At 67.3% G+C, this 20,047-nt stretch carries 21 protein-coding genes; 13 read left to right on the top strand and 8 right to left on the bottom strand.

Annotated features, from left to right (window positions below; translation table 11 throughout):
* Together A9X00_RS31180 and A9X00_RS05830 are read left to right on the top strand one after the other, a co-directional pair.
* The coding region (locus A9X00_RS31180; protein ID WP_067150348.1) for a dihydrodipicolinate reductase at positions 1-972 on the top strand (972 nt) is incomplete at its 5' end.
* Positions 973-1,038: 66 nt separating this feature from the next.
* Entirely contained in the window at positions 1,039-2,181 is a 1,143-nt protein-coding gene (locus tag A9X00_RS05830) for a MalY/PatB family protein (protein ID WP_369830721.1), read from the top strand.
* A 31-nt stretch (positions 2,182-2,212) separates the two neighbouring features.
* On the opposite strand, the gene A9X00_RS05825 is transcribed toward A9X00_RS05830, so the two are convergent.
* Entirely contained in the window at positions 2,213-2,938 is a 726-nt protein-coding gene (locus A9X00_RS05825) for a DUF2652 domain-containing protein (RefSeq protein ID WP_067150342.1), read from the bottom strand.
* A gap of 110 nt (positions 2,939-3,048) precedes the next feature.
* Between A9X00_RS05825 and A9X00_RS05820 the strand changes: the two genes are divergently transcribed.
* Positions 3,049-3,954 (top strand): haloalkane dehalogenase, encoded by a 906-nt coding sequence (locus A9X00_RS05820; protein ID WP_067150339.1) that lies wholly within the window; start codon positions 3,049-3,051, stop codon positions 3,952-3,954.
* Between the two features lie 6 nt (positions 3,955-3,960).
* Here A9X00_RS05820 and A9X00_RS05815 read toward each other — a convergent pair whose 3' ends face one another.
* Both A9X00_RS05815 and A9X00_RS30570 read right to left on the bottom strand, forming a co-directional pair.
* Positions 3,961-4,992 (bottom strand): amidohydrolase family protein, encoded by a 1,032-nt coding sequence (locus tag A9X00_RS05815; protein ID WP_067150336.1) that lies wholly within the window; start codon positions 4,990-4,992, stop codon positions 3,961-3,963.
* Positions 4,993-5,012: 20 nt separating this feature from the next.
* Positions 5,013-5,171, bottom strand: a complete 159-nt coding sequence (locus tag A9X00_RS30570) for a hypothetical protein (protein WP_156771939.1) — start codon at positions 5,169-5,171, stop codon at positions 5,013-5,015.
* 96 nt (positions 5,172-5,267) lie between these two features.
* Between A9X00_RS30570 and A9X00_RS05810 the strand changes: the two genes are divergently transcribed.
* Both A9X00_RS05810 and A9X00_RS05805 read left to right on the top strand, forming a co-directional pair.
* Positions 5,268-5,897, top strand: coding sequence for a TetR/AcrR family transcriptional regulator (locus tag A9X00_RS05810; RefSeq protein WP_067150334.1), 630 nt, complete (start codon positions 5,268-5,270; stop codon positions 5,895-5,897).
* 80 nt (positions 5,898-5,977) lie between these two features.
* The gene (locus A9X00_RS05805) at positions 5,978-6,424 is read left to right on the top strand and encodes a hypothetical protein (protein WP_067150331.1); all 447 of its coding nucleotides are present in this window, start codon (positions 5,978-5,980) and stop codon (positions 6,422-6,424) included.
* Here the strand turns inward: A9X00_RS05805 and A9X00_RS05800 are convergent.
* Together A9X00_RS05800 and A9X00_RS05795 are read right to left on the bottom strand one after the other, a co-directional pair.
* Positions 6,413-9,325, bottom strand: coding sequence for an RND family transporter (locus tag A9X00_RS05800; RefSeq protein WP_067150328.1), 2,913 nt, complete (start codon positions 9,323-9,325; stop codon positions 6,413-6,415). The genes A9X00_RS05805 and A9X00_RS05800 overlap by 12 nt on opposite strands.
* Entirely contained in the window at positions 9,322-9,747 is a 426-nt protein-coding gene (locus A9X00_RS05795) for an MmpS family transport accessory protein (RefSeq protein ID WP_067150325.1), read from the bottom strand. The genes A9X00_RS05800 and A9X00_RS05795 overlap by 4 nt, the downstream gene beginning before the upstream one ends.
* Before the next feature lie 162 nt (positions 9,748-9,909).
* Between A9X00_RS05795 and A9X00_RS05790 the strand changes: the two genes are divergently transcribed.
* Complete coding sequence (locus A9X00_RS05790; protein ID WP_156771943.1) at positions 9,910-10,560, top strand: TetR/AcrR family transcriptional regulator; 651 nt, start codon at positions 9,910-9,912, stop codon at positions 10,558-10,560.
* 34 nt (positions 10,561-10,594) lie between these two features.
* Here A9X00_RS05790 and A9X00_RS05785 read toward each other — a convergent pair whose 3' ends face one another.
* Entirely contained in the window at positions 10,595-11,338 is a 744-nt protein-coding gene (locus A9X00_RS05785; protein WP_067150319.1) for a 3'(2'),5'-bisphosphate nucleotidase CysQ, read from the bottom strand.
* A gap of 132 nt (positions 11,339-11,470) precedes the next feature.
* Between A9X00_RS05785 and A9X00_RS05780 the strand changes: the two genes are divergently transcribed.
* Positions 11,471-12,055 (top strand): hypothetical protein, encoded by a 585-nt coding sequence (locus A9X00_RS05780; protein ID WP_369830720.1) that lies wholly within the window; start codon positions 11,471-11,473, stop codon positions 12,053-12,055.
* A gap of 92 nt (positions 12,056-12,147) precedes the next feature.
* Here A9X00_RS05780 and A9X00_RS05775 read toward each other — a convergent pair whose 3' ends face one another.
* The gene (locus tag A9X00_RS05775; RefSeq protein ID WP_067150314.1) at positions 12,148-13,323 is read right to left on the bottom strand and encodes a thiolase family protein; all 1,176 of its coding nucleotides are present in this window, start codon (positions 13,321-13,323) and stop codon (positions 12,148-12,150) included.
* A gap of 259 nt (positions 13,324-13,582) precedes the next feature.
* Between A9X00_RS05775 and A9X00_RS05770 the strand changes: the two genes are divergently transcribed.
* From A9X00_RS05770 to A9X00_RS05750, 5 genes are all read left to right on the top strand, one after another.
* Positions 13,583-15,526 carry a methyltransferase domain-containing protein gene (locus A9X00_RS05770; RefSeq protein WP_067150310.1) on the top strand — a complete coding sequence of 648 codons (1,944 nt, stop codon included), beginning with the start codon at positions 13,583-13,585 and terminating at the stop codon, positions 15,524-15,526.
* 5 nt (positions 15,527-15,531) lie between these two features.
* Complete coding sequence (locus A9X00_RS05765; RefSeq protein WP_197515065.1) at positions 15,532-16,308, top strand: glutamate racemase; 777 nt, start codon at positions 15,532-15,534, stop codon at positions 16,306-16,308.
* An 87-nt stretch (positions 16,309-16,395) separates the two neighbouring features.
* Positions 16,396-17,454 (top strand): cupin domain-containing protein, encoded by a 1,059-nt coding sequence (locus tag A9X00_RS05760; RefSeq protein ID WP_067150303.1) that lies wholly within the window; start codon positions 16,396-16,398, stop codon positions 17,452-17,454.
* Between the two features lie 34 nt (positions 17,455-17,488).
* Positions 17,489-17,881, top strand: a complete 393-nt coding sequence (locus tag A9X00_RS05755; protein WP_067150299.1) for a MauE/DoxX family redox-associated membrane protein — start codon at positions 17,489-17,491, stop codon at positions 17,879-17,881.
* A 57-nt stretch (positions 17,882-17,938) separates the two neighbouring features.
* Positions 17,939-18,817 carry a DMT family transporter gene (locus A9X00_RS05750; RefSeq protein ID WP_067150371.1) on the top strand — a complete coding sequence of 293 codons (879 nt, stop codon included), beginning with the start codon at positions 17,939-17,941 and terminating at the stop codon, positions 18,815-18,817.
* Here A9X00_RS05750 and A9X00_RS05745 read toward each other — a convergent pair.
* The gene (locus A9X00_RS05745; RefSeq protein WP_082974712.1) at positions 18,788-19,147 is read right to left on the bottom strand and encodes a VOC family protein; all 360 of its coding nucleotides are present in this window, start codon (positions 19,145-19,147) and stop codon (positions 18,788-18,790) included. The genes A9X00_RS05750 and A9X00_RS05745 overlap by 30 nt on opposite strands.
* Positions 19,148-19,277: 130 nt before the next feature.
* Here A9X00_RS05745 and A9X00_RS05740 point away from each other — a divergent pair, with 130 nt between their 5' ends.
* On the top strand, positions 19,278-20,027 hold the full coding sequence (locus A9X00_RS05740) for a sensor domain-containing protein (RefSeq protein ID WP_067150295.1): 750 nt from the start codon (positions 19,278-19,280) through the stop codon (positions 20,025-20,027).
* Positions 20,028-20,047: the final 20 nt, after the last annotated feature.

The following is a 20,047-nucleotide window of genomic DNA, read 5'->3' as shown; positions in this document are numbered from 1 at the left end:
GGCAAGGACGCCGGTGAGCTGGCCGGCATCGGGCCGCTGGGCGTGACGGCCACCGACGATGCCGACGTGCTGATCGCGCTGGCGCCCGACGCCGTCGTCTACGCCGCGAGCGGTCCCGAACGCGACGGCGCAGCGGTGCCCGACTACCTGCGGCTGCTACGGGCGGGCATCAACGTGGTGTCGACGTCGTCGACCAGCCTGGTGTACCCGCCGTCGTACTTCGCGCCGGACTGGCGCGACCAGCTCGTCGCGGCGGCCAAGCAGGGCCAGGTGTCGCTGTACGCGTCGGGGATCGAGCCCGGGTTCGCCGCGGACTACCTGCCGCTGGTGCTGTCCACACAGTCATCGTCGATCGAGAAGATCCATGCGTTCGAGGTCGGCCTGTACGACGACTACGGCGTTCCCGACATCATGAGCGACGCGTTGGGCTTCGGCCGCCCGCTCGATTACCAACCCTGGATCGGCTTTCCGGGCGCGATCGCGGGCGAATGGCAGGGGCAGATCCGATTGATCGCCGACGCGCTCGGCGTCGAAGTGCGGGAAATCCGTGAGACTTTCGACCGCGCGGTCACCGACCGCACCCTCGAGGTTGCGATGGGCACCGTCGAGGCCGGCACATGCGGCGCGCTGCGCATGCAGGCGATCGGGGTGGTCGACGGCCGCGAGGCCATCGTCATCGAGCACGTCACCCGGCTCGCGCACGACGTCGCCCCCGATTGGCCGACCGGGATCGGCGACCTGTCCTACCGCATCGCGATCACCGGCGACCCCGACATCGAGTGCACCCTGGCGGCCACGCTGAAGGATCCCCGCAAGGCGGGGATCGGGGGCATGACCTCCGGTGCCGGCGCAATGGTCGCCACCGCGATGCGCGTCGTCAACGCCGTGCCGTATGTCGTTGCGGCGGAACCCGGGCTGCTGAGTTCGGTCGACCTACCCCTGACGATTCCAAAGCACGCGTTCGCCACCTAGTCTGCCGGGGTGGCCTTTAACCCACTCGAGGAACTCACGCTGCAGCAACTGCGGCTGCGCACCAGCATGAAGTGGCGGGCGTTCGCCGACGACGTGTTGCCGCTGTGGGTCGCCGAGATGGATGTGCAGCTGGCGCCGGCGGTGGCCGAGGCCCTGCGCAGGGCGATCGACACCGGCGACACCGGATATCCCTGCGGCACGGCGTTTGCCGAAGCGGTCAGTGAATTCGCCTCGCAGCGCTGGCAATGGCACGACCTGCAGGTCGGCCGCACCGCGATCGTTCCCGACGTCATGCTCGGCGCCGTCGAGATGCTGCGCCTGGTCACCGACCGCGGCGACGCCGTCGTCGTCAACCCACCCGTGTACGCGCCGTTCTATGCGTTCGTGTCGCACGACGGCCGCCGGGTGGTCGAGGCGCCGCTCGACGTCGACGGCCGAATTGACCTGGGCGCCTTGGAGGACGCGTTCGCCCGGGCCGGCGCGTCGGGCGGCAGGGTCGCCTACCTGCTGTGCAATCCGCACAACCCGACCGGGTCGGTGCACACCTTCGAGGAGTTGCGCGCCGTCGCCGAGCTTGCCCGCCGGTTCGGCGTGCGGGTGGTCTCGGACGAGATCCACGCGCCGGTCATCCTGCCGGGTGCGCGATTCGTCCCGTACCTGTCCGTGCCCGGCGCGGAGAACGCCCTGGCCCTGACGTCCGCGTCGAAGGCGTGGAACCTCTCGGGCCTGAAGGCGGCGCTGGCCATTGCCGGTCCGGAGGCGGCAGCAGACCTGCGCCGGATGCCGGAGGAGGTCAGCCACGGCCCGAGCCACCTCGGCGTCATCGCGCACGCCGAGGCGTTCCGCGGCGGCGGCGAGTGGCTCGACGGCCTGCTGGGCGGCCTCGACGCGAACCGAACCTTGCTGGGCGATCTGGTCGCCGAACACCTTCCCGGCGTGAAATATCAATGGCCGCAAGGGACTTACCTCGCGTGGCTCGATTGCCGGGAGCTCGGTTTCGACGAGGACGCCGCCGGCGGGCTGGCGGTGGTGGCCGACATGGCCGGACCGGCCCGCTGGTTCCGCGACCACGCCCGCGTCGCGCTCAGCTCCGGTCACGTCTTCGGGACCGGCGGCGCCGGGCATGTCCGGTTGAACTTCGCGACCTCGAAAGCCATTCTCACCGAGGCGATATCGCGAATGAGCCGCGCCCTGGCGCGTATCCGATAGCGAAACTCCGCTCTTATGCAACGCTTTTCGGCTACGCGGGAACGTCCTCGGCGCGGTCCAGGTTGCGGAAACCCGCCGCGGGTTTCTTGATGCCCAACAGGAACGGGAGCGCGCTCAGCTCCAACTTGGCCGTGGCGCCGAACCGGCCGAAACGGCTGCGCCGCGGCCGCACCGGCGGCACCTCCGACGTGGCGAGGTCGATGTAATGGGTCGAGGTGTCCCCGATGCCCTCGAAGTGGTGGACCAGCGGCTGGCACAGCCCCCGCATCGGGTCATCGAGACACGCCGCGACCGGATCGGTCATCAGCACGTATTCGAGCACTGGGACCGAGTTTTTGAGCATCCTGTGCACCAGGATGACGTCGACGCCTGCGAGTTCGACGTGGCGTTTCACCTTCTGCTCCGCGACCTCGCCCATGTGGACGACGAACTTCAGTGACAGGTTGTCGAGCTGCCCGCAGCTCGCGCACTCACAGGCGATGTCCGCCTTGAACCGCTCGCGTTTCGCGAGGAAAGCCTCGCGCATCCGCGACAGCCGCTCGCATACCAGCGCTTTGGCGTTGCCGTCCGGTTGCCAGAAGAACGCCGCGTCACCCTCGAGTTTGGCCAGTTTCAGTCCTTTGCCAGCGTCGATGACCGACTCCAGCAGCCCGGCCACGGTCAGCTGCGCGTGCGCCAGATGGGTCCGGTTCCAGTGCATGTAGTGCGTGTAGCCGCCGATGTCGGCGATGAGCAGTACCGCTTGCCGGATGGCCATGATGCGGGCATTTTAATTGTTGCCAGTTACTGTCTCAACGAATCTGCTACTAGACGAAATCGCGCTGCCGCGAGAGGCTTGCAGAGGTGCCACCCCCGGAGGAGCCGAGTATGGATGTGCTGCGAACCCCAGACTCCCGATTCGAAAACCTGGAGGGCTATCCGTTCGTAGCGAACTACCTCGACGTGACTGCAAGCGACACCCCGCCGCTGCGCATGCACTTCCTGGACGAGGGTCCGGTCGATGGGCCGCCGATCGTGCTGCTGCACGGCGAGCCGACGTGGAGCTACCTGTACCGCACGATGATTCCTCCGCTGGCCGACGCCGGGAACCGCGTCCTGGCGCCCGACCTGATCGGCTTCGGCCGCTCCGACAAGCCCAGCCGGATGGAGGATTACACCTACCTGCGCCACGTCGAATGGGTGACCTCGTGGTTCGAGCGCCTCAACCTCAAGGACGTCACCCTGTTCGTCCAGGACTGGGGGTCATTGATCGGCCTGCGCATCGCCGCCGAGCAGGGTGATCGGATCGCGCGGCTGGTGGTGGCGAACGGCTTCCTGCCCACCGCCGAGCGCCCCACGCCGCCGGCCTTCCAGCTGTGGCGGGCGTTCGCCCGCTACTCCCCGGTGCTGCCCGCCGGTCGCATCGTCTCCGTCGGCACCGTCCGCCGGGTGCCCCCCAAGGTGCGGGCGGGCTACGACGCCCCCTTTCCGGACAAGACCTATCAGGCCGGGGCCCGCGCGTTCCCGCAGCTGGTGCCGACGTCGCCGTATGACCCGGCGATCCCGGCCAACCGGGCGGCGTGGAAGACCCTGGGCCAGTGGGAGAAGCCCTGCCTGGCCATCTTCGGCAACAGGGATCCCATCCTCGGGCAGGCGGACCGCCCGTTGATCAAGCACATCCCGGGCGCGGCCGGCCAGCCACACGCTCGGATCAAGGCCAGCCACTTCATCCAGGAAGACGCAGGGCCCGAATTGGCCGCACGCATGCTGTCCTGGCAGAAGGCCCTGCGCTAGACGGCGCTAGCCGCTGTTGATCAGTCGCGTGACGCCGCGCATCAGCACCCTGCTGGCCGCATGGCGTGCCCGATCGACAGCGGAGCCGCCTTCCGGCGGCGCCGCTGTCCTAAGGCGCGGGAACAGCGCGAGCGCGTTGGTGCGTTCGATCGCCGTGCGGGCGCCCGTGTCGAGCCCGGGGTAGGTTTCCAGGCCCGCGGCGAACATCTTCGAGATCGCAAGCGGAGCGAAGGGCGTGTCCGAGCCGAAGGTCAGGTGCCTCGGTTTGGCGAGAGCGAGCAGGCTCGGCAGGGCCGCCGCACTTGAGGACAACGCCGTGTCGAAATAGAAGCCGGCGAAGTCGTCCAGGACGTCGAGCATGCTGCGGCCGGTGTCGCCCACGATGGCCATCGCCAACCGGTGCGCCGCGTACGGCACGAATCCGCCGGCGTGGCTCAGGATGAACCGGATGTTGGGATACTTGCGGCAAATCCCATTGCGGACAAGCAGATACGCCGCCCGCGTGGTGTCGAGCAGGAAGTCGGCCGCGAACGGTACGACGCCGTCCACCACGGGGCCGGGCAGCTCAGCAGGATGGATGAACACCACGGCCGACCGCGCGTCCAGCGCGGCGAACAGGTCGTCCTGCCCCTCCTGGCCGAGGTACACATCCGCCGCGTTCGCCAGCAGGATGACGCCGTCGGCGCGCAGTTCGTCAAGTGATCGCACCGCCTCGGCGGCGGACTCGCCGACATGCGGCATCGGAAGGGTGGCGAAGAAGCCGAACCGATCTGGCTGGGCGGCGACGACGGCGGCGAGGTACTCGTTGAGGTCCCTAGCCAAGGCGGCCGCGTCGGCCGGGTTCGGCAGGAAGGTGGTGCCCGGCGCGGACACCGACAAGATCGCCGTACCAATGCCGAGTTCCGACATGACCTGTAGCGACGCCTCCGGGCTCCACTCCGGGAGGGCCCGTCCCCCGGCCGCGTCGATTCCCGCTTTGCGCAACAAGTCTCGATAGAACGACGGGATGGCGTGGTGGTGCGTGTCGATACGTAACATCGTGGCTCCTCGTGATGGATTCAGTGGCCGGGAATGCCTGCGCCGGCCACCGCCCGCACGTTCTCGCGGTGCAACAGCGACGCAGCGTTAAGACCAAGGCGGCCAAGCGGATTCGCCGGCGTGGCGCCCGTGGGGCCATAGCCGATCACCGCCAAGTTATAGGTCGGATGCTCGTTCACCGGCGTCTCACCTCGTGGCAGGCTTGCTTCTGTAGCGATCACTACGGTAATGTAGCGATCACTACAGAGTCAAGCGTCCACCGGCAGGGAGTTTCAGTGGTCACGAAAGACAAGCCTCAGCGCCGCCGCCGCCTCGACGGCGAGGCGTCACGGGCCCGCATCCTGGATGCGGCGACCCAGATCGCCGGCGAGCGCGGCTACGAGGGCACCACCATCGGACGGGTCAGCGCCAAGTGCGGCCTTCCGGCCAGCTCCATCTACTGGCACTTCGAGGACAAGGACGACCTGATCGCCGCGGTCATCGAACGCAGCTTCGCCCAGTGGGTCTCCGCGTGGCAGGTGCCCACTGAGGGCAGACCGCGAGAGCGTCTCGTCGGGTTGGCCCGGCAAGTCGCCAAGGCGCTGCTCGACTCCCCCGACTTCCTCCGCCTCGGCATGATGCTTGCTTTGGAGCGACGTCCCGTCGAGCCGCGGGCGCGCGCAAGGTTCATGGCCGTGCGCGCCAAAGCTTTCGAGTTGCTCGGTTCCGCCATCCGCGAGGTCGTCCCTGGCTTGAGCGAGGCACAAGTCCGTCAATTGGCGACCTACACACTCGCCGGCGCCGACGGGGCGTTTCTCGCCCGGGAGATCGATGGCGACGCGGTCGATCTGCCCGCACTGTTCGAGATGCACGTCACCGCGGTTTACGACACCGCCGAGCGCATGGCCCCCGACCGCACGAAATGACCTCACCCGGCGATGGCCGTGATTCGCGGCGAGCGCGGTAGTCCTTGGCCGTCGGTGCCCGGGGGTGCGACGATCACCGCATGGACATGATGACGATGGGCCTCGTCGGGACTGTCGTGGGTGCGTCGGCCATGGGCATCGCGGGCGTCGCGCGGTCCGCCGCCGATAACCTGCTTCCGGGCATGGTGGAAGGCACTAGGCACAAGCATCAGATGAAGATGCACATCCACACGCAGCGCTGCGACGCGATCCAACGCTGGCGTAGCGGCCTCGCGGACGCCCGGGATGCCTACCAGCAGTGGGCTTGCGGCCCGCAGGCCGACGATCCGCCCAACGTCGTCGGCGACGAGTGGTTCGAGGGCTTGCGGCCCTACCTGTCGACCACCGGGGATGCGGCGGTATTCCGCACCGCTCACGAAGTGCATTGCGACAACCCGACTCTCATGCTGCTCTCGCTCGAGATCGGGCGTGTCGAAAAGGAGTGGACGCACGAGGCCAAAGGCGGCCGGCGCCGCCTACGACGCTGACTGAGCGTTCGCCCCTGCCGTCGCCGGGGACCGCCGCGGCTGCGGCCACGGTCGGGGAACCGGCCGCGCGCGGACGTGTCGCGGCCACCAGAACCAGCGTCCCAGCAGCGTCGCGACCGACGGTGTCATCAACGAGCGCACCACCAGGGTGTCGAACAGCAGGCCCAGTCCGATCGTCGTTCCGACCTGGCCGATCACGATCAGCTTGCTCACCGCCATCGACATCATCGTGAAGGCGAAGACCAAGCCGGCCGAGGTGACCACGGAACCGGTGCCGGCCATCGCGCGGATGATCCCGGTGTTGAGCCCGGCATGGATCTCCTCTTTCATGCGTGATACCAGCAACAGGTTGTAATCCGAGCCCACTGCCAGCAAGACGATGACCGACATCGGCAACACCATCCAGTGCAGCGGGATCCCGACGACGTGTTGCCAGAGCAGCACCGAGAGCCCGAAGGAAGTTGCGAGGCTGAGCACCACCGTCCCAACGATGGTCGCCGCGGCGACGACGGCGCGGGTGAGCACCACCATGATGATGAAAATCAGGATGAGTGCGGCGGACGCGGCAATGAGCAAGTCGTAGTCGGCGCCCTGCTGCATGTCCTTGTACAGGGCCGCGCTGCCACCGAGATAGACCGTCGATCCCTCGAGCGGCGTTCCCTTAATCGCGTCTGCCGCTGCGGTTTTCAGCGGCTCGACGCGCGAGGTGCCCTCAGCCGTCAACGGATCGCCCTGGTGGAAAATGGTGAACCGCACCGCGTGACCGTCCGGGGACAGGAAGAGCTTGATGCCGCGCTTGAAATCCGCGTTGTCGAAAGCCTCCGGCGGCAGATAGAACGAGTCGTCGTTCTTGGCGGCGTCGAACGCCTCGCCCATTGCCGTGGCGTTGTCCTGCATGGCCATCGTCTGGTCCTGCTGCGCCTTCTGGGCCTGATACTGGTTCAGCATCATTTGCTTCTGATTTTTCATCGATTGGATCATCGGCGGCATCAGGGCGACCATCTGCGGCATCACCGCGTCGAGGCGCTCCATGTCCGGAACCAGCTCGGTGATGTCGTCGGTCATCACGTCGATGCCGTCAAGGGCGTCGAACAGCGACCGCAACGACCAGCAGATGGGAATGTCGTAGCAGTGCTTCTCCCAGTAGAAGTAGCTGCGGATGGGCCGCCAGAAATCGTCGAAATCGGCCATGTGATCGCGCAACTCCTGCACGTCCACGCTCGTCTTCTTCATCTTGCCGACCATGCTGTGGGTGATCTCGGACATCTGCTGCGTGAGGCCCTGCATCTTCTCCATCGAGTCGATAGTGACCTGCATGTCGTCAGCCTGTTGCAGCGTGTTTTTCAGGATGGTCTGTTGGTAGTCGTTGTTCATGATCTGGCCGGTGCTGTTCATGCTGATGGTGTACGGGATCGAGGTGTGCTGGATCGGCCGTCCCTCGGGCCTCGTGATCGTCTGCACCTGGGCGATGCCGTGCACGCGCACAAGGGCTTTGGCGATTTTGTCGATCACCAGAAAGTCGGCGGGATTGCGCAGATCGTGATCGCTTTCGATCATCAGCAGGTCCGGATTCATCTTGGCCTTGGAAAAATGCCGATCGGCCGCCGCGTATCCGGTGTTCGCCGGCACGTCCCCGGGCAGGTAGATGCGATCGTTGTAGGTGGTGTGGTAGCCGGGCAGGGTGAGCAAGCCGACCAGCGCCAGCAGGATTGCGCACACCAGGATTGCGCCGGGCCAGCGGACCGTCGCGGCGCCGATCCGGCGCCACCCGCGGGGTTGCGTCATACGCTTGGGCTCGAGCACGCGGCCGAACCTGCCCGCCACCGAAATCAGCGCAGGGCCCAGCGTCAGGGCCATGGCAACCACGATCGTCATGCCGACCGCCAGCGGAATGCCCATCGTCTGGAAGTACGGAAGCCTGGTGAAGTGCAGGCAGAAGGCCGCTCCGGCGATTGTCAGGCCCGAGCCGAGCACGACGTGCGCGGTCCCGTGAAACATGGTGTAGTAGGCCGATTCTCGGTCCTGCCCCGACCTGCGCGCCTCCTGATAGCGCCCGATCAGGAAGATGGCATAGTCGGTCGCCGCGGCGATGGCGAGTGTGACGACGAGGTTGGTCGCGAACGTCGTCAACCCGAAAACCTTGTAGTAGCCGAGGAATGCCACCAGCCCGCGGGCGCCGGACAATTCCAGCACCACCATCGCGAGCACGATGAACACCGTGATGAACGATCGGTAGACCAGCAACAGCATGACGGCGATGACGGCGAAGGTGAGCATCTCGATTGTCTGCATGCTCTTGTCGCCCACCGCGTTTTGATCCGTGCTCGTCGCGGCGGGCCCGGTCACGTACGCCTTGACCCCTGCGGGGGCCGGCAGGCTGGTGGCGATGTGCCGAACGGCGTCCACCGATTCGTTGGCCAGTGCCTCGCCCTGGTCGCCGGCGATGTAGACCTGGACGTAGGCGGCCTTGCCGTCGTTGCTTTGCGCGGCCGCCGCCGTCAGCGAATCACCCCAGAAGTCCTGCACGTGCTGGACGTGCTTGGTGTCCGCGCGAAGCTTTCGCACCACTTCGTCGTAGAAGCGGTGTGCGTCCGGGCCCAACGGCTTGTCGCCCTCGAGCACGATCATCACCGAGCTGCTCGTGTCGAACTCGTGAAACACCTTGCCCACGCGCTTGGTCGCGATCATCGACGGCGCATCGTTGGGGCTCATCGATACCGCGCGCATCTTTCCGACCGCTTCCAGTTGCGGCACAACCGTATTGAGCAGCGCGATGACGGCGATCCAGGCGATAATGATCGGCACGGCGAACGACCGGATCGTCCGCGGTATCCATGGGCGGGCCGCGTGGCGCGCGACCGGAACCGTGTCGGTCGGGGCGTCCCTCACCAATGTGCTCATGCCGACTTCACCAGGCAGAACGTCTCGGCATTCACACCGGTCGCGGTCCGTTCGTCCTTGACCAGGTCGTCGACGGTGATCCGGCAGGTGACGGAGTGCCCGTCGACTTGGGCGAGGATGTTGGGCGTTGCCGCGGGCGCGGTGGTGCGCAGCGTCAAAGACCATGGCAGAGCAGCGTTCACGGCGCGCTGAGGCTTGGAGTCGAGGTCCAGATAGTTGATGACGGCCGTCGGGGCGGAGCCGAACACCTCGTACGTCACGACCTTGGGGTTGAAACGCTCCGCGCTGTCGGAACCCTTCGGTGTCACCAGGAGCGCATTCGAGCCGAAGATCCCGTGTAATTGGTCCACGGTGACCGCGCCGACGGCGATCGCAACCGTGACCAGGAGGGGGAGCCAGGCGCGTCTGAGGAGCCTGGTCATCGCGTCAATCAAGGTGCGAACCTTTCGGTGATCCCAGTCAAGCCCGGGGGTCGACGACCGGCGACGGTCTAGGTAGATAACCTAACCAGATAAGTGGATAGAGTCAATCCACTTATTGGAAGTGTTGCCCTCGTTACACTCATCGACGTGAGCGCTTGCAAGATGACGGATCGTCCGCTCAGAAAAGACGCCGAGCGCAACCGTCAGCGGGTGATCGAGGCCGCCCGTGAACTGTTTGCGTCCCGGGGGCTGGAGGCGACCCTCAACGAGGTGGCTCACCACGCGGGCGTGGGGGTCGGAACCGTGTACCGGCGGTTTCCCACCAAGCAGGAGCTGCTCGAGGCGATCTTCGAAGACGGCATCGACGAGCTCACCGCCATGGCGGAAACCGCGTTGCGCCATCCCGATTCATGGCAGGGCTTCGTGTGGTTCGTCGAGCAAATGTGCGAACTCACCGCGACCGACCGCGGGATGCGGGAGGTCGCCTTCGGCAAGGGCCATGGCGGCGATCGCGTGGAGGCTGCCCGAGTTCGGCTCGTGCCAAGGCTTTCCGAACTCCTCGAGCGCGCCCAGAAGGACGGTCATCTGCGTTCCGAGATGTCCCCCGGCGACATGCCGATCTTCGGGCTGCTGGCCGGAACGGTCAGCGAATACGCCGGCCACGTCGACACCGAACTCTGGCGACGGTATGTCGCCATCCTCCTCGAGGGCATGCGCTATCGCAGCGATCAGCCGCCGCTGACCGTCGACGCGCTCGAGGACGAACAGCTCGAGGCGGCGATGCAAACCTGGCCGCCAGCGGGAGAGCGCTGAGCGGCGGAGTGGCCGACCGGCCCGGTGGCCGCGACTACTCGACGTTCGGCGCCGAAGTTGCGGCCAGCACCGTAGCGGCGAGTTCGGGGCGGCACACCACGACGTCGGGCAGCTTAGGGTCGGGCTGGTTGTACGCCAGCGGCGAGCCGTCGATGCGGGACGTGTGCAACCCGGCGGCGCGGGCCACCGCCACCGGCGCGGCCGAGTCCCATTCGAACTGGCCGCCCGCATGCACGTACACGTCCGAGAGACCCTGCACGATCGACGCCACTTTCGCTCCGGCGGAACCCATTTCGACGAGGACGCCGTCCAGCGCGTCGCGGACGGCCAGGGCGAGCGCGGGCGGCCGGGTGCGCGAGACCACGATGCGCGTCTGGTCCGGCGCGGCCGGGGGCGCGGTGACGTGGGGAGTCGCCAACGTGATCCCCTGCGCCGGCAGCGCCACCGCGCCGGCGACGAGTTCACCGTCCTGCCAGAGCGCCACGTGCACGGCCCAGTCGTCGCGGCCGAGCTCGGAGAATTCCCGCGTCCCGTCGAGCGGGTCGACGATCCAGACCCGCTGTGAGCGCAACCGCACCGGGTCGTCGGCGCCCTCCTCGGACAGCACCGCGTCGTCGCGCCCCTCGGCGCCCAGGGCCTCCATCAGGAAGTCGTGGGACCTCTTGTCCCCCGCGGCTTTTCGCTCGCCGGCGTCGGCCTCGGCGAATTCCTCGCGCACCCCGAGCAGCAGGCGTCCCGCCTCCGCGGCCAGCCGCGCGGCCAGAGCATGATCATCCATCGGTAATCCTCAATAAGTTGGTAGCGTTGACCAAATTTACCCTGCGACGATTCTTGCGGCAGCGCCGCCCGGGTCGGCCGTTTCTGCCATAACCTGGTAAGCGTGAGCGGCGACGTCTCGTCATCGAGTCGGCTGCGGTTTCCGGGGGGACGCCTGGGGGTCGTGGGTGTCATCCTGGCTGTGCTGCTGATCGGTGTACTCGCCTTCGTCAGCGTGAAGCTGGTGCACGGCCACCGGAGCACTCCGGGGCAGGCCACCACCCAGCCGTCGCCACCGACCAGCTTCGCCATCCCGGGCTGTTACAACCCGTCGGTCCCGCCCGTCGAGCGCCCGAAGAAGCTCAACATATTGGGATGCGCCAGCGTTGCCGTTGCGCTGCAAGACATGTCGTGGACCTCGTGGGGACCACAGGGCGCCGACGGCACCGGCACCGCGGTCTTCAAGATCTGCGATCCCAACTGCGCCGCGGGCTATCAGCTCACCGACCCGGTCGTCGTGCACGCGTGGAACGCCCAGCCGCCCCGGCCCGACGCGATCTGCCAGGCGGGGCTCAAGATCTTCGCCGACCTGATCCTGGCCTTCCCCAAGGCGGTCCCCCCGCCCACCGCGCAGAAAACCAACACCCAGTACAACGGGATGCCGGCGGTGCACTACGTCAACTACTCGGTCGCCAACGCGCGCGACGCCCAATTCATCGGCTACACGTTCTGCAACTAGAGCCGGGCTTCCGCGCCCCCAACGGGCGGCTCGCCGCACGCTCGGCTGCGAGCGTGCGTCTGGCCGCACGCTGGCGCCGAAAGGTGAGCCGGTCAGACCTCGATGACGACCGCGCCGCCCTGACCGCCGCCCGCACACATCGCCGCGACGCCGATGCCGCCGCCGCGTCGCGCCAGCTCGTAGGCCAGGGTGGTGACCATGCGCGCACCCGAGGCCGCGATGGGGTGGCCGAGGCTGCAGCCGCTGCCGGAGAAGTTCACCTTCTCCTCGTCGATGCCGTATTCGCGGCACGCGGCGATCGGCACGGAGGCGAACGCCTCGTTGATCTCCCACAGGGCCACGTCGTCCACCGACAGCCCGGCGCGCTGCAGCACCTTGCCGATCACCTTGACCGCGCCCAGGCCGCAGTCGCGGGGCGGCACGCCCACGGCGGCCCAGGCCCTGACCGTGCCCATCACGTTCAGCTTCTCGGCGAGCGCGTAGTCGCGGTCCACCAGCGCGACCGCCGCCGCGGCGTCGTTGGTTCCGCTGCTGTTGCCCGCTGTGATCGAAAATCCCTCGATCTCGGGGTGCAGCACCTTGAGGCCGGCGAGCTTCTCGATGGTGGTGTCGCGCCGGGGATGCTCGTCGACCGAGAAGTCGGTCACCGACCCGTCGAACTGGGTGATCTTCAGCGGAACGATCTCGTCGAGAAACTTGCCGGCGTCCATCGCGGCGATAGCGCGCTCGTGTGACCGGGCCGCCCAGGCGTCCATCTCCTCGCGGGTGATGCCGACCTTCTGCGCGGTGTTCCACCCGACGGTGATCGACATGTCCTTCGTCGGCGCTTCCGGGGTCTCGACGTGCGTCGGCGGCAGCCAGCGCTCCTCGAACTTCAGCTCGGGGCCGGGGATGCGCTGGTTCATCAACGGCGTCATGGACAGCGACTGCACGCCGCCGGCGATGAGCACGCGCTCCATCCCGGAGCCGATCTGGGCCGCGGCGTTGCCGATCGCGGTGAGGCTCCCCGCGCAGTGCCGGTTCACCGCCTGGCCGGGGATGTCCTCCATGCCGGTCGCCGCGGCGGCGTACCGGGCCAAATCCCCACCGCCGTAGTGCGATTCGGCGAAGATGATGTCGTCGATGGCGGAGGGGTCGATGCCCGACCTGCGCACCACCTCAGGGAGGACCGTGGTGATCAGCGTCTCGGGCGGCGTGTTGACGAGCGCGCCCTTGAAGGAGCGGCCGATTGCCGTCCTGGTGGCGCCGACGATCACGGGTGTAGCCATGTTTTCAACCTCGTTGCGGTGGGCGGACAGACGCGGCGAATCGTACCAAATACCGTATGGCCAATAGTAACGGGCTAAGTACTTCGGAACCCCTCCCATTTTGTGGCGTTTGGGGCGAACGTGACTCCTGAGGCATTTCCAAGAATCGCGCAAGGATTGCGCAAGGACGCGGCGAAAGCGTATGCGCAACGGCCGCGAAAGGACAGCACCGAGGCGCGATCCCAGACCCGGCCATCTCTTCTAGCACGAGGAATCCGAGATGACCGACACAGCCCACCGGGCCCACCACCACTCGCCCGCTACCAGCGACGCGCTCGCGGAGCTGGCCGCGCTACTTGACACCCTGGCCGCAGTCGCCATCCGCGGCGAGCTGCCGGGACCCGAGCTACTGGCCCGCGTAGCCCAAGCCGGGCCGACGCTGGCCGAAGTGGCGAAACCCCCCAATGAGGGAGAGCCCTACTCACGCTCGATCCTGCGGGCCGACGACGAGGTGGAAATCATGCTCGCCCGCTGGCGCCCGGGACACAGCTGCGCGCCCCATGACCACGGCGGGGCAGGCGGATTCGTCATCCCGATCGAGGGCACGTTCATCGAACGGCGGTTCGGCTGGGATGGCCCGCGCCTAGTCATCGCCGAACACGCGACCCGGTCCGAGGGCGTACCGATTCGCATTGCGCCCGAGGACATTCATGACATGACGGCCGGGGCGCGCGGTCTGACGCTGCATTTTTACAGCCCGCCGGCGTCCAGCATGCGGGTGTTCGACCTGGAGCGGGCCGAAGTGCTCGAGCTGGTCGGCAACTTCGGCGCCTGGATCCCGCAGGGTGATCATCCTCGCGTCCCTTTCGCCCGCGTCGCGCCCAAAACCGAAACAAAGCCGCTGCTGTGGGTAGCACACACCACCCACTACCGCGGCGGGTCGGCAGAGTTCGGGGTGGCCGCGGCGACGATGGGCCGCGAGCTGGCGGTCACCCATCCCGACGCCGAGGTGATCGTCTCCGGCGTGCACCACAAGGCCGACTTCCTGGCCAAGTTGGCCGAATTCGCCAACGCGGGGCGGGTGCTGAGCGAGCTGCACCTGATCAGCCATGCGGGCATGTACGGACCGATGTTCGGTTCGACGGACTGGCCCGAGCAGTTCTCCCCGCACGAATGGCGGGCCATGACAATCCCGTTCGCCGCCGACGGGCGGGCGTATTTCCATGCCTGCCGAACGGCACGCTGGTTCGCGCCGTTCTTCGCCGAGGTGTTCGGGGTTCCCGCGTTCGGCAATTACAACTACACGACCGTGTCGACCCGCAAAGACCGGTTCGCGTGGGCGGGCCGCCAACCGACGGCACGCCCGAGTCTCTACATGATCGCCACGCCCGGCAAGAAGTCCCACGGCTTAGCGGGCAGCGTCCACAAGTATCTCGGGGGTGCCGCCGAGCCAATGGTGGAAAGCGTTCCCGCCGCAGCGATTACGGAGCGGTCCTACGACCGCGTGGCCGAGCTCTACGACCGCGCCTACACCGACATCCGCGTCCGGGCCGCCGAGTGGCGGTGGATCGCCGAAAAGGCGACGCGCACTCGCGCCACGCTCGGGAGGCCGCTTCGGGTGCTCGAGATCGGTTGCGGCAATGGAGCATTGCTGCGCGCACTGGACGACATCGGGGCCGTCGACTTCGGGATCGGGGTGGACACCTCCGCCGGAATGCTGGCTCGGGCACGGGAGCGTAGCCGCGACCGCGCCCGGCTGCGGTTCATCAAAACCAGCGGGCCGGCGCTGGACGTTCCCGACGACCACGTCGATGTGGTGATCTCGTTTCTGTCCTTCCGGTACCTGGACTGGGATCCGGTCATGGCAGAGATCCGGCGGGTGCTCGCCCCGGGCGGACAGCTGTGGGTCGTCGACATGGTCGAACACCCGGTGCGGGTGCGCGAGCTCGGCCTGCTCGCCCGGTCGGCATTCGCGCACCTCCGGTCACGGCGGGTCCGCCCGCAGTTCACCAGCGACCTGGCCGCGTTGACCACCCACCCCGACTGGCGGGAGATGCTGCGGCACAATCCAATCCGCGCCGAGCACGAGTATCGCTGGTACTTCGGTAGCCGCTTCCCCGACGCCGGCCTGAAAACATTGACCACCACCATGTCGCAGAGGGTGCTGGCTTTCGATTCAGGTCCCCTTCCCAAGGGCCGCACGACCCCGCTCTCCTACCCCTGATGCCCATGAACACGAACTCTTGCTTGGGCATAGTGGACTGGGGCATCGGCGGCCTGGGCCTGGTACAGGCCCTCGACCGAGCGGCTCCCGGGTTGCCGGTGCTGTATTGGTCGGACGCCGGCGCCACCCCCTACGGGCGGATGGGAGTCGACGAGCTGACCGGCCGCCTCACTACGGTGGTCGACGCACTCGCCGAGCGCGGAGCCACCGAGGTGGTGCTCGCGTGCAACGCCGCCAGCACGGTGGTTGGGCGGCTCGGCGGTGCCGCGGTCCCTGTCGGGGGAATCATCGATCACGGGTTGGCCTCGGTCCCCGAAGATCTCACCGGGCAGGTTGGGGTGATAGGCGGGCGGCGCACCATCGCCGCCGGTCACTATCGGCGCGGGCTGGCCAGGCAGGGACGAGTTGTGTTGTCGCGAGTGGCACAACCGCTGTCCGCGCACATCGAGGCCGGTCGCACTGGCTCGCCACAGTTCCTTGCCGACCTGGGCAAGATTCTCGCGCCGCTGCGACGCGTTGATGCCCTCGTCCTCGCCTGCACCCATTACCCGGCCGCAACCAGGTGGTTCGCCGCTGCGCTGCCACACGCCCTCCTGATCGACCCCGTTGAGCGGATGGCCGCCGCGATTGCCGGGCGCTACAACGGCTTCAGCGAGGGCGCAAAACTCGGCAAGCGCGTGTACCTGACTACGGGCGACCCGGAGTCGATGCGGCTGGGCGCGGCCCGTGCCTGGGGGACGACAGTGACAGCCAGGCGGGTCGCCGTCGATAAACAGCGTTGATCATCGCATTCAAAACGAGTGTTGGACGGGCGTCCGCTGGGGCGGCATAGTGGGCCGCAAGGAGATATCCACCCCCAGGAGGATGAAATGCTCACGCGGACAAGCCAACACGTCGCATCGTTGACGGACGGTGAAATCGTCGAAGAGTCCGACCTCGGCTCGATGCGCCGCCTCACCGCCGACACCTTCCCGATCCTCAAGGGGCTGTCGATCAAGCGGCTGCTGATCAACCCGGGCGCGATGCGGACCCCGCATTGGCATGCCAACGCCAACGAGTTGACCTACTGCGTCTCCGGCACCGCACTCGTCTCGGTGCTCGACACCGGCAGCCGATTCTCATCATTCGTGGTGCGGGCGGGCGACATGTTCCACGTCGACTCCGGTTCACTGCACCACATCGAGAACATCGGAAGCGACGTGTGCGAATTCATCATCACCTTCCGCAGCGAACGGCCCGAGGACTTTGGGCTGGGCGCGGCTTTCGGAGCCATGACCGACGCCGTCCTGGGCAACACCTATGACCTTCCGGCGTCCGATTTCGCCGCGATCCGCCGCAACACCAGCGACCGGGCGTTGGCCGCCCGTGACGGTGAGCCAGACGTGCCGGCGAGCGCCTACTTCGATGACCCACACAAATTCTCGGTGGAGGCGATGACGCCGCCCGTCAGCATCGCCGTCGGCTCGGCCCGAACCGCACGACTGCAGTACTGGCCTGCGCTGAAAGACCTGTCGATGTATTCGTTGCGCATCCGCGAGGACGGCATGCGCGAACCGCACTGGCACCCGATCACCGCGGAGATGGGCTACGTCAACCGTGGCGCGGCGCGGATGACCGTGATGGATCCGGACGGCACCCTCGACACGTGGTACCTGCGCCAGGGCGATGTGTATTTCATTCCCCGCGCCTACCCCCACCACATCGAGGTCTTCGACGCCCCCGAGATGCACTTCTGCATCTTCTTCGACCAACCGACCCCCGGCGACATCGGGTATCGCGCCTCGGCAAGCGCCTACTCGCGCAAGGTGCTCGCGGCGACGTTCGGCACGCACATCGACGACCTGCCCGACTTCCCGTTCACGAAGGCCGACCCACTGATCGTCAACCGGCGCAACCCGGTCGATGCCCACGCAATGGGAGAGCAGTGAGCGACGCCTGCGCGGCGCACGACACAATGGGTCGATGACCACCACACCCCTCGTGGAACGTGATACGACCCGGACCACCGCATATCGAGTCGCGGCGATGTTGATGGGCGTCGGCACCGTCCACTTCCTGGCGCCCAAACCATTCGACGACATCGTGCCCGACGAACTGCCCGGCGACGCGCGGTTGTATACCTACGCATCCGGAGTCGCCGAGATCGCCGTCGGTGCGCTGCTGGTGCCGCGGCGCACCCGGCGGCTGGCCGCGCTGGCCGCCGCCGTGCTTTTCGTGTGCGTATTTCCGGCCAACGTCAACATGTGCCGGTTGTGGTGGGGCAAGCCATGGCCGATGCGCATCGCCGCGCTGGCCCGGCTACCGTTGCAGATCCCGATGATCACCGCCGCGCTGAAGATCCGGCGCAACAGCTAGCTCGGGCACGCGGGGCATTCGCTCGGCGAAGACGGGCGGATGACGCAGGAGGCCCTCGTGGGCAGGACGGGCATCGCGGCACTGCTCGCGATCGGCGCCGCGCTCATGATCGGCATCGGCGATGTCCTCGAGCAGCGGTCCGCCCAACAGGTCACCGACAAGCCGGTCGGCACCCTCGCGCTGTTTCGCCGGCTGCTGCGCGACCGGCGATGGTGGACGGGCAGCCTGGTGGCCGCCGCCGGGTTCGGATTGCAGGCCGCGGCGCTCGGCCTGGGGTCCGTGGTGCTGGTGCAGGCGCTGTCGGTGACCTCCTTGCTGTTCGCGTTGCTCATCAGCGCGGCGGCCAACCACCGCAGAATCACTCGGTGGCAAGGGATTTGGGCCGTGCTGCTTGCCGCCGCGGTGACGGTGGTGGTCACGGTCGGCAACCCGCAGGCGGGAGTCCCGCGCGGGTCGGTTCGGACGTGGATCGTTGTGGGCTTGGTCCTTGGTCCGTGCTTGTTTCTGTGTGTGATTGGCGCCCAGATGTTCCCGGGTTGGGTCGGCGCGATGCTGCTGGGCCTGATGTCGGGTTCGCTGTGGGGCTTGTTCACGGTCCTGACGAAGGGCGTCGTCGACCAGCTCGGCAACGGCGTCCCGGCGTTGCTGCGCGCGCCCGAGTTGTACGTGTGGGCGGTGCTGGGCCTCGCGGCGACGGCCTGGGAGCAGTCGGCGTTTCGGGCCGGCTCGCTCACCGCGTCGCTACCCGCGGTGACCGTCGCCGAACCGATCGTCGGATCAGTGCTCGGCGTTACGGTGCTGGGTGAGACGTTGAGCACCAACAACATCGGCATGGTCGCGCTTGGCGTGTCGGTCGCGGTGATGATCGCCGCGGCGGTGGCGCTGGCGCGCAGCCAGGCGACGGAATCAGACGTTCGGCGAACCGATCCGGTGTAGGGTGCCGTCGGGATCGACGTAGGCGAATTCCCTTAGTCCGTAGGGCGTTTCGCGCGGTTCGATCAGGCGGCCGGCGAGGTTGTCCAGCGCCGCCCACTCCGCGTGGAGGGCGTCGGCGTCGTCGACGTAGAGATACACACTCGCGGCGGTGCGAAGCGGATCGTGCTCGGCCCATTCGGTGAGGTGAATGGAGACCGACCCGCGGTCGACGAACCCGTAGCGTTCCGGGCCCTCGTAGGCGCGCGCGTCGAAGCCGAGTCGGCGATAACGGTCGAGTGCGGCGTCCAGGTCTTTCACCGGCACGATCGGTGACACAGAGTTGAAGGCGATTTCGGGCACACCCCAGTGTGCCAGCGCCACGCTGTCGTATGCTCCACCCGCAAACCACCTCTGAATAGCCGACGCGTGGGGGTGCGCGGAACGCTTGAGGAGCCAACTCAAGCACGAAGGGCGCTCAACCATGCGCAAGCAGACAACCGCGGCCGCCGTAGCCGTCGTCGGGATACTGGCCGCGGGCTGTGGCGGCGGGGGCGGGGGCGGCGCGGCCTCGTCGTCGACGACAACCACCACCCCGTCCAAGCCGCCCCTGGCCCAGGCCGCGCTGCTCAATCTCATGCTCACCCCGCCCGAGATCGACAGCGCGGTAGGCGGCACCGGAACGACCGTCGGTGACAAGTTCGACACGCTGCCGGACGACAGCACCACGAACTACCCGCAGGGATACAAATTTCCGGCCGAATGCCTCTTCATTCAGCATCCCGGCGAGGCCCCCGTCTATGCCGGCAGCGGCAACACGGCAGTTCACCGGGAACGCGCCACCACCCCGCTCCCAGCGAGTTCGAACGATCCCGACCCCGAGGTGACCGAGGTGGTGGTGTTGTTCCCGTCCGCCAAGGAGGCGAACGCCTTCTTCACCGCCTCCACCCAGCGCTGGCCTGAGTGCGCCAACCGCCAGGGCACGATTCCCGGCGACGCGGACTCGCCCGAAATCCAGTGGAAGGTGGGAGTGGTCTCCAACACCAACGGCGTTTTGAGCACCACCACGAACGTGTCCGCGACCAAGAACGGCACCACGCTGGCCCAGAGCTGTCAGCGCGCGCTGACCGTGCGCAACAACGTGGTGATCGACGTCGACGCATGCCGCAAGGATCCTGGGGACCTGGCCGTCACCGTTGCCAACCAGATCGCCGGCAAGGTCGACAAGCAATAACCCACTCGTACAAGCGTTTT

The organism is Mycobacterium sp. 1245805.9, assembly GCF_001672915.1.
In the GTDB taxonomy this organism is placed as follows: Bacteria; Actinomycetota; Actinomycetes; order Mycobacteriales; family Mycobacteriaceae; genus Mycobacterium.
This window is presented reverse-complemented; position numbering and strand designations above follow the sequence as displayed.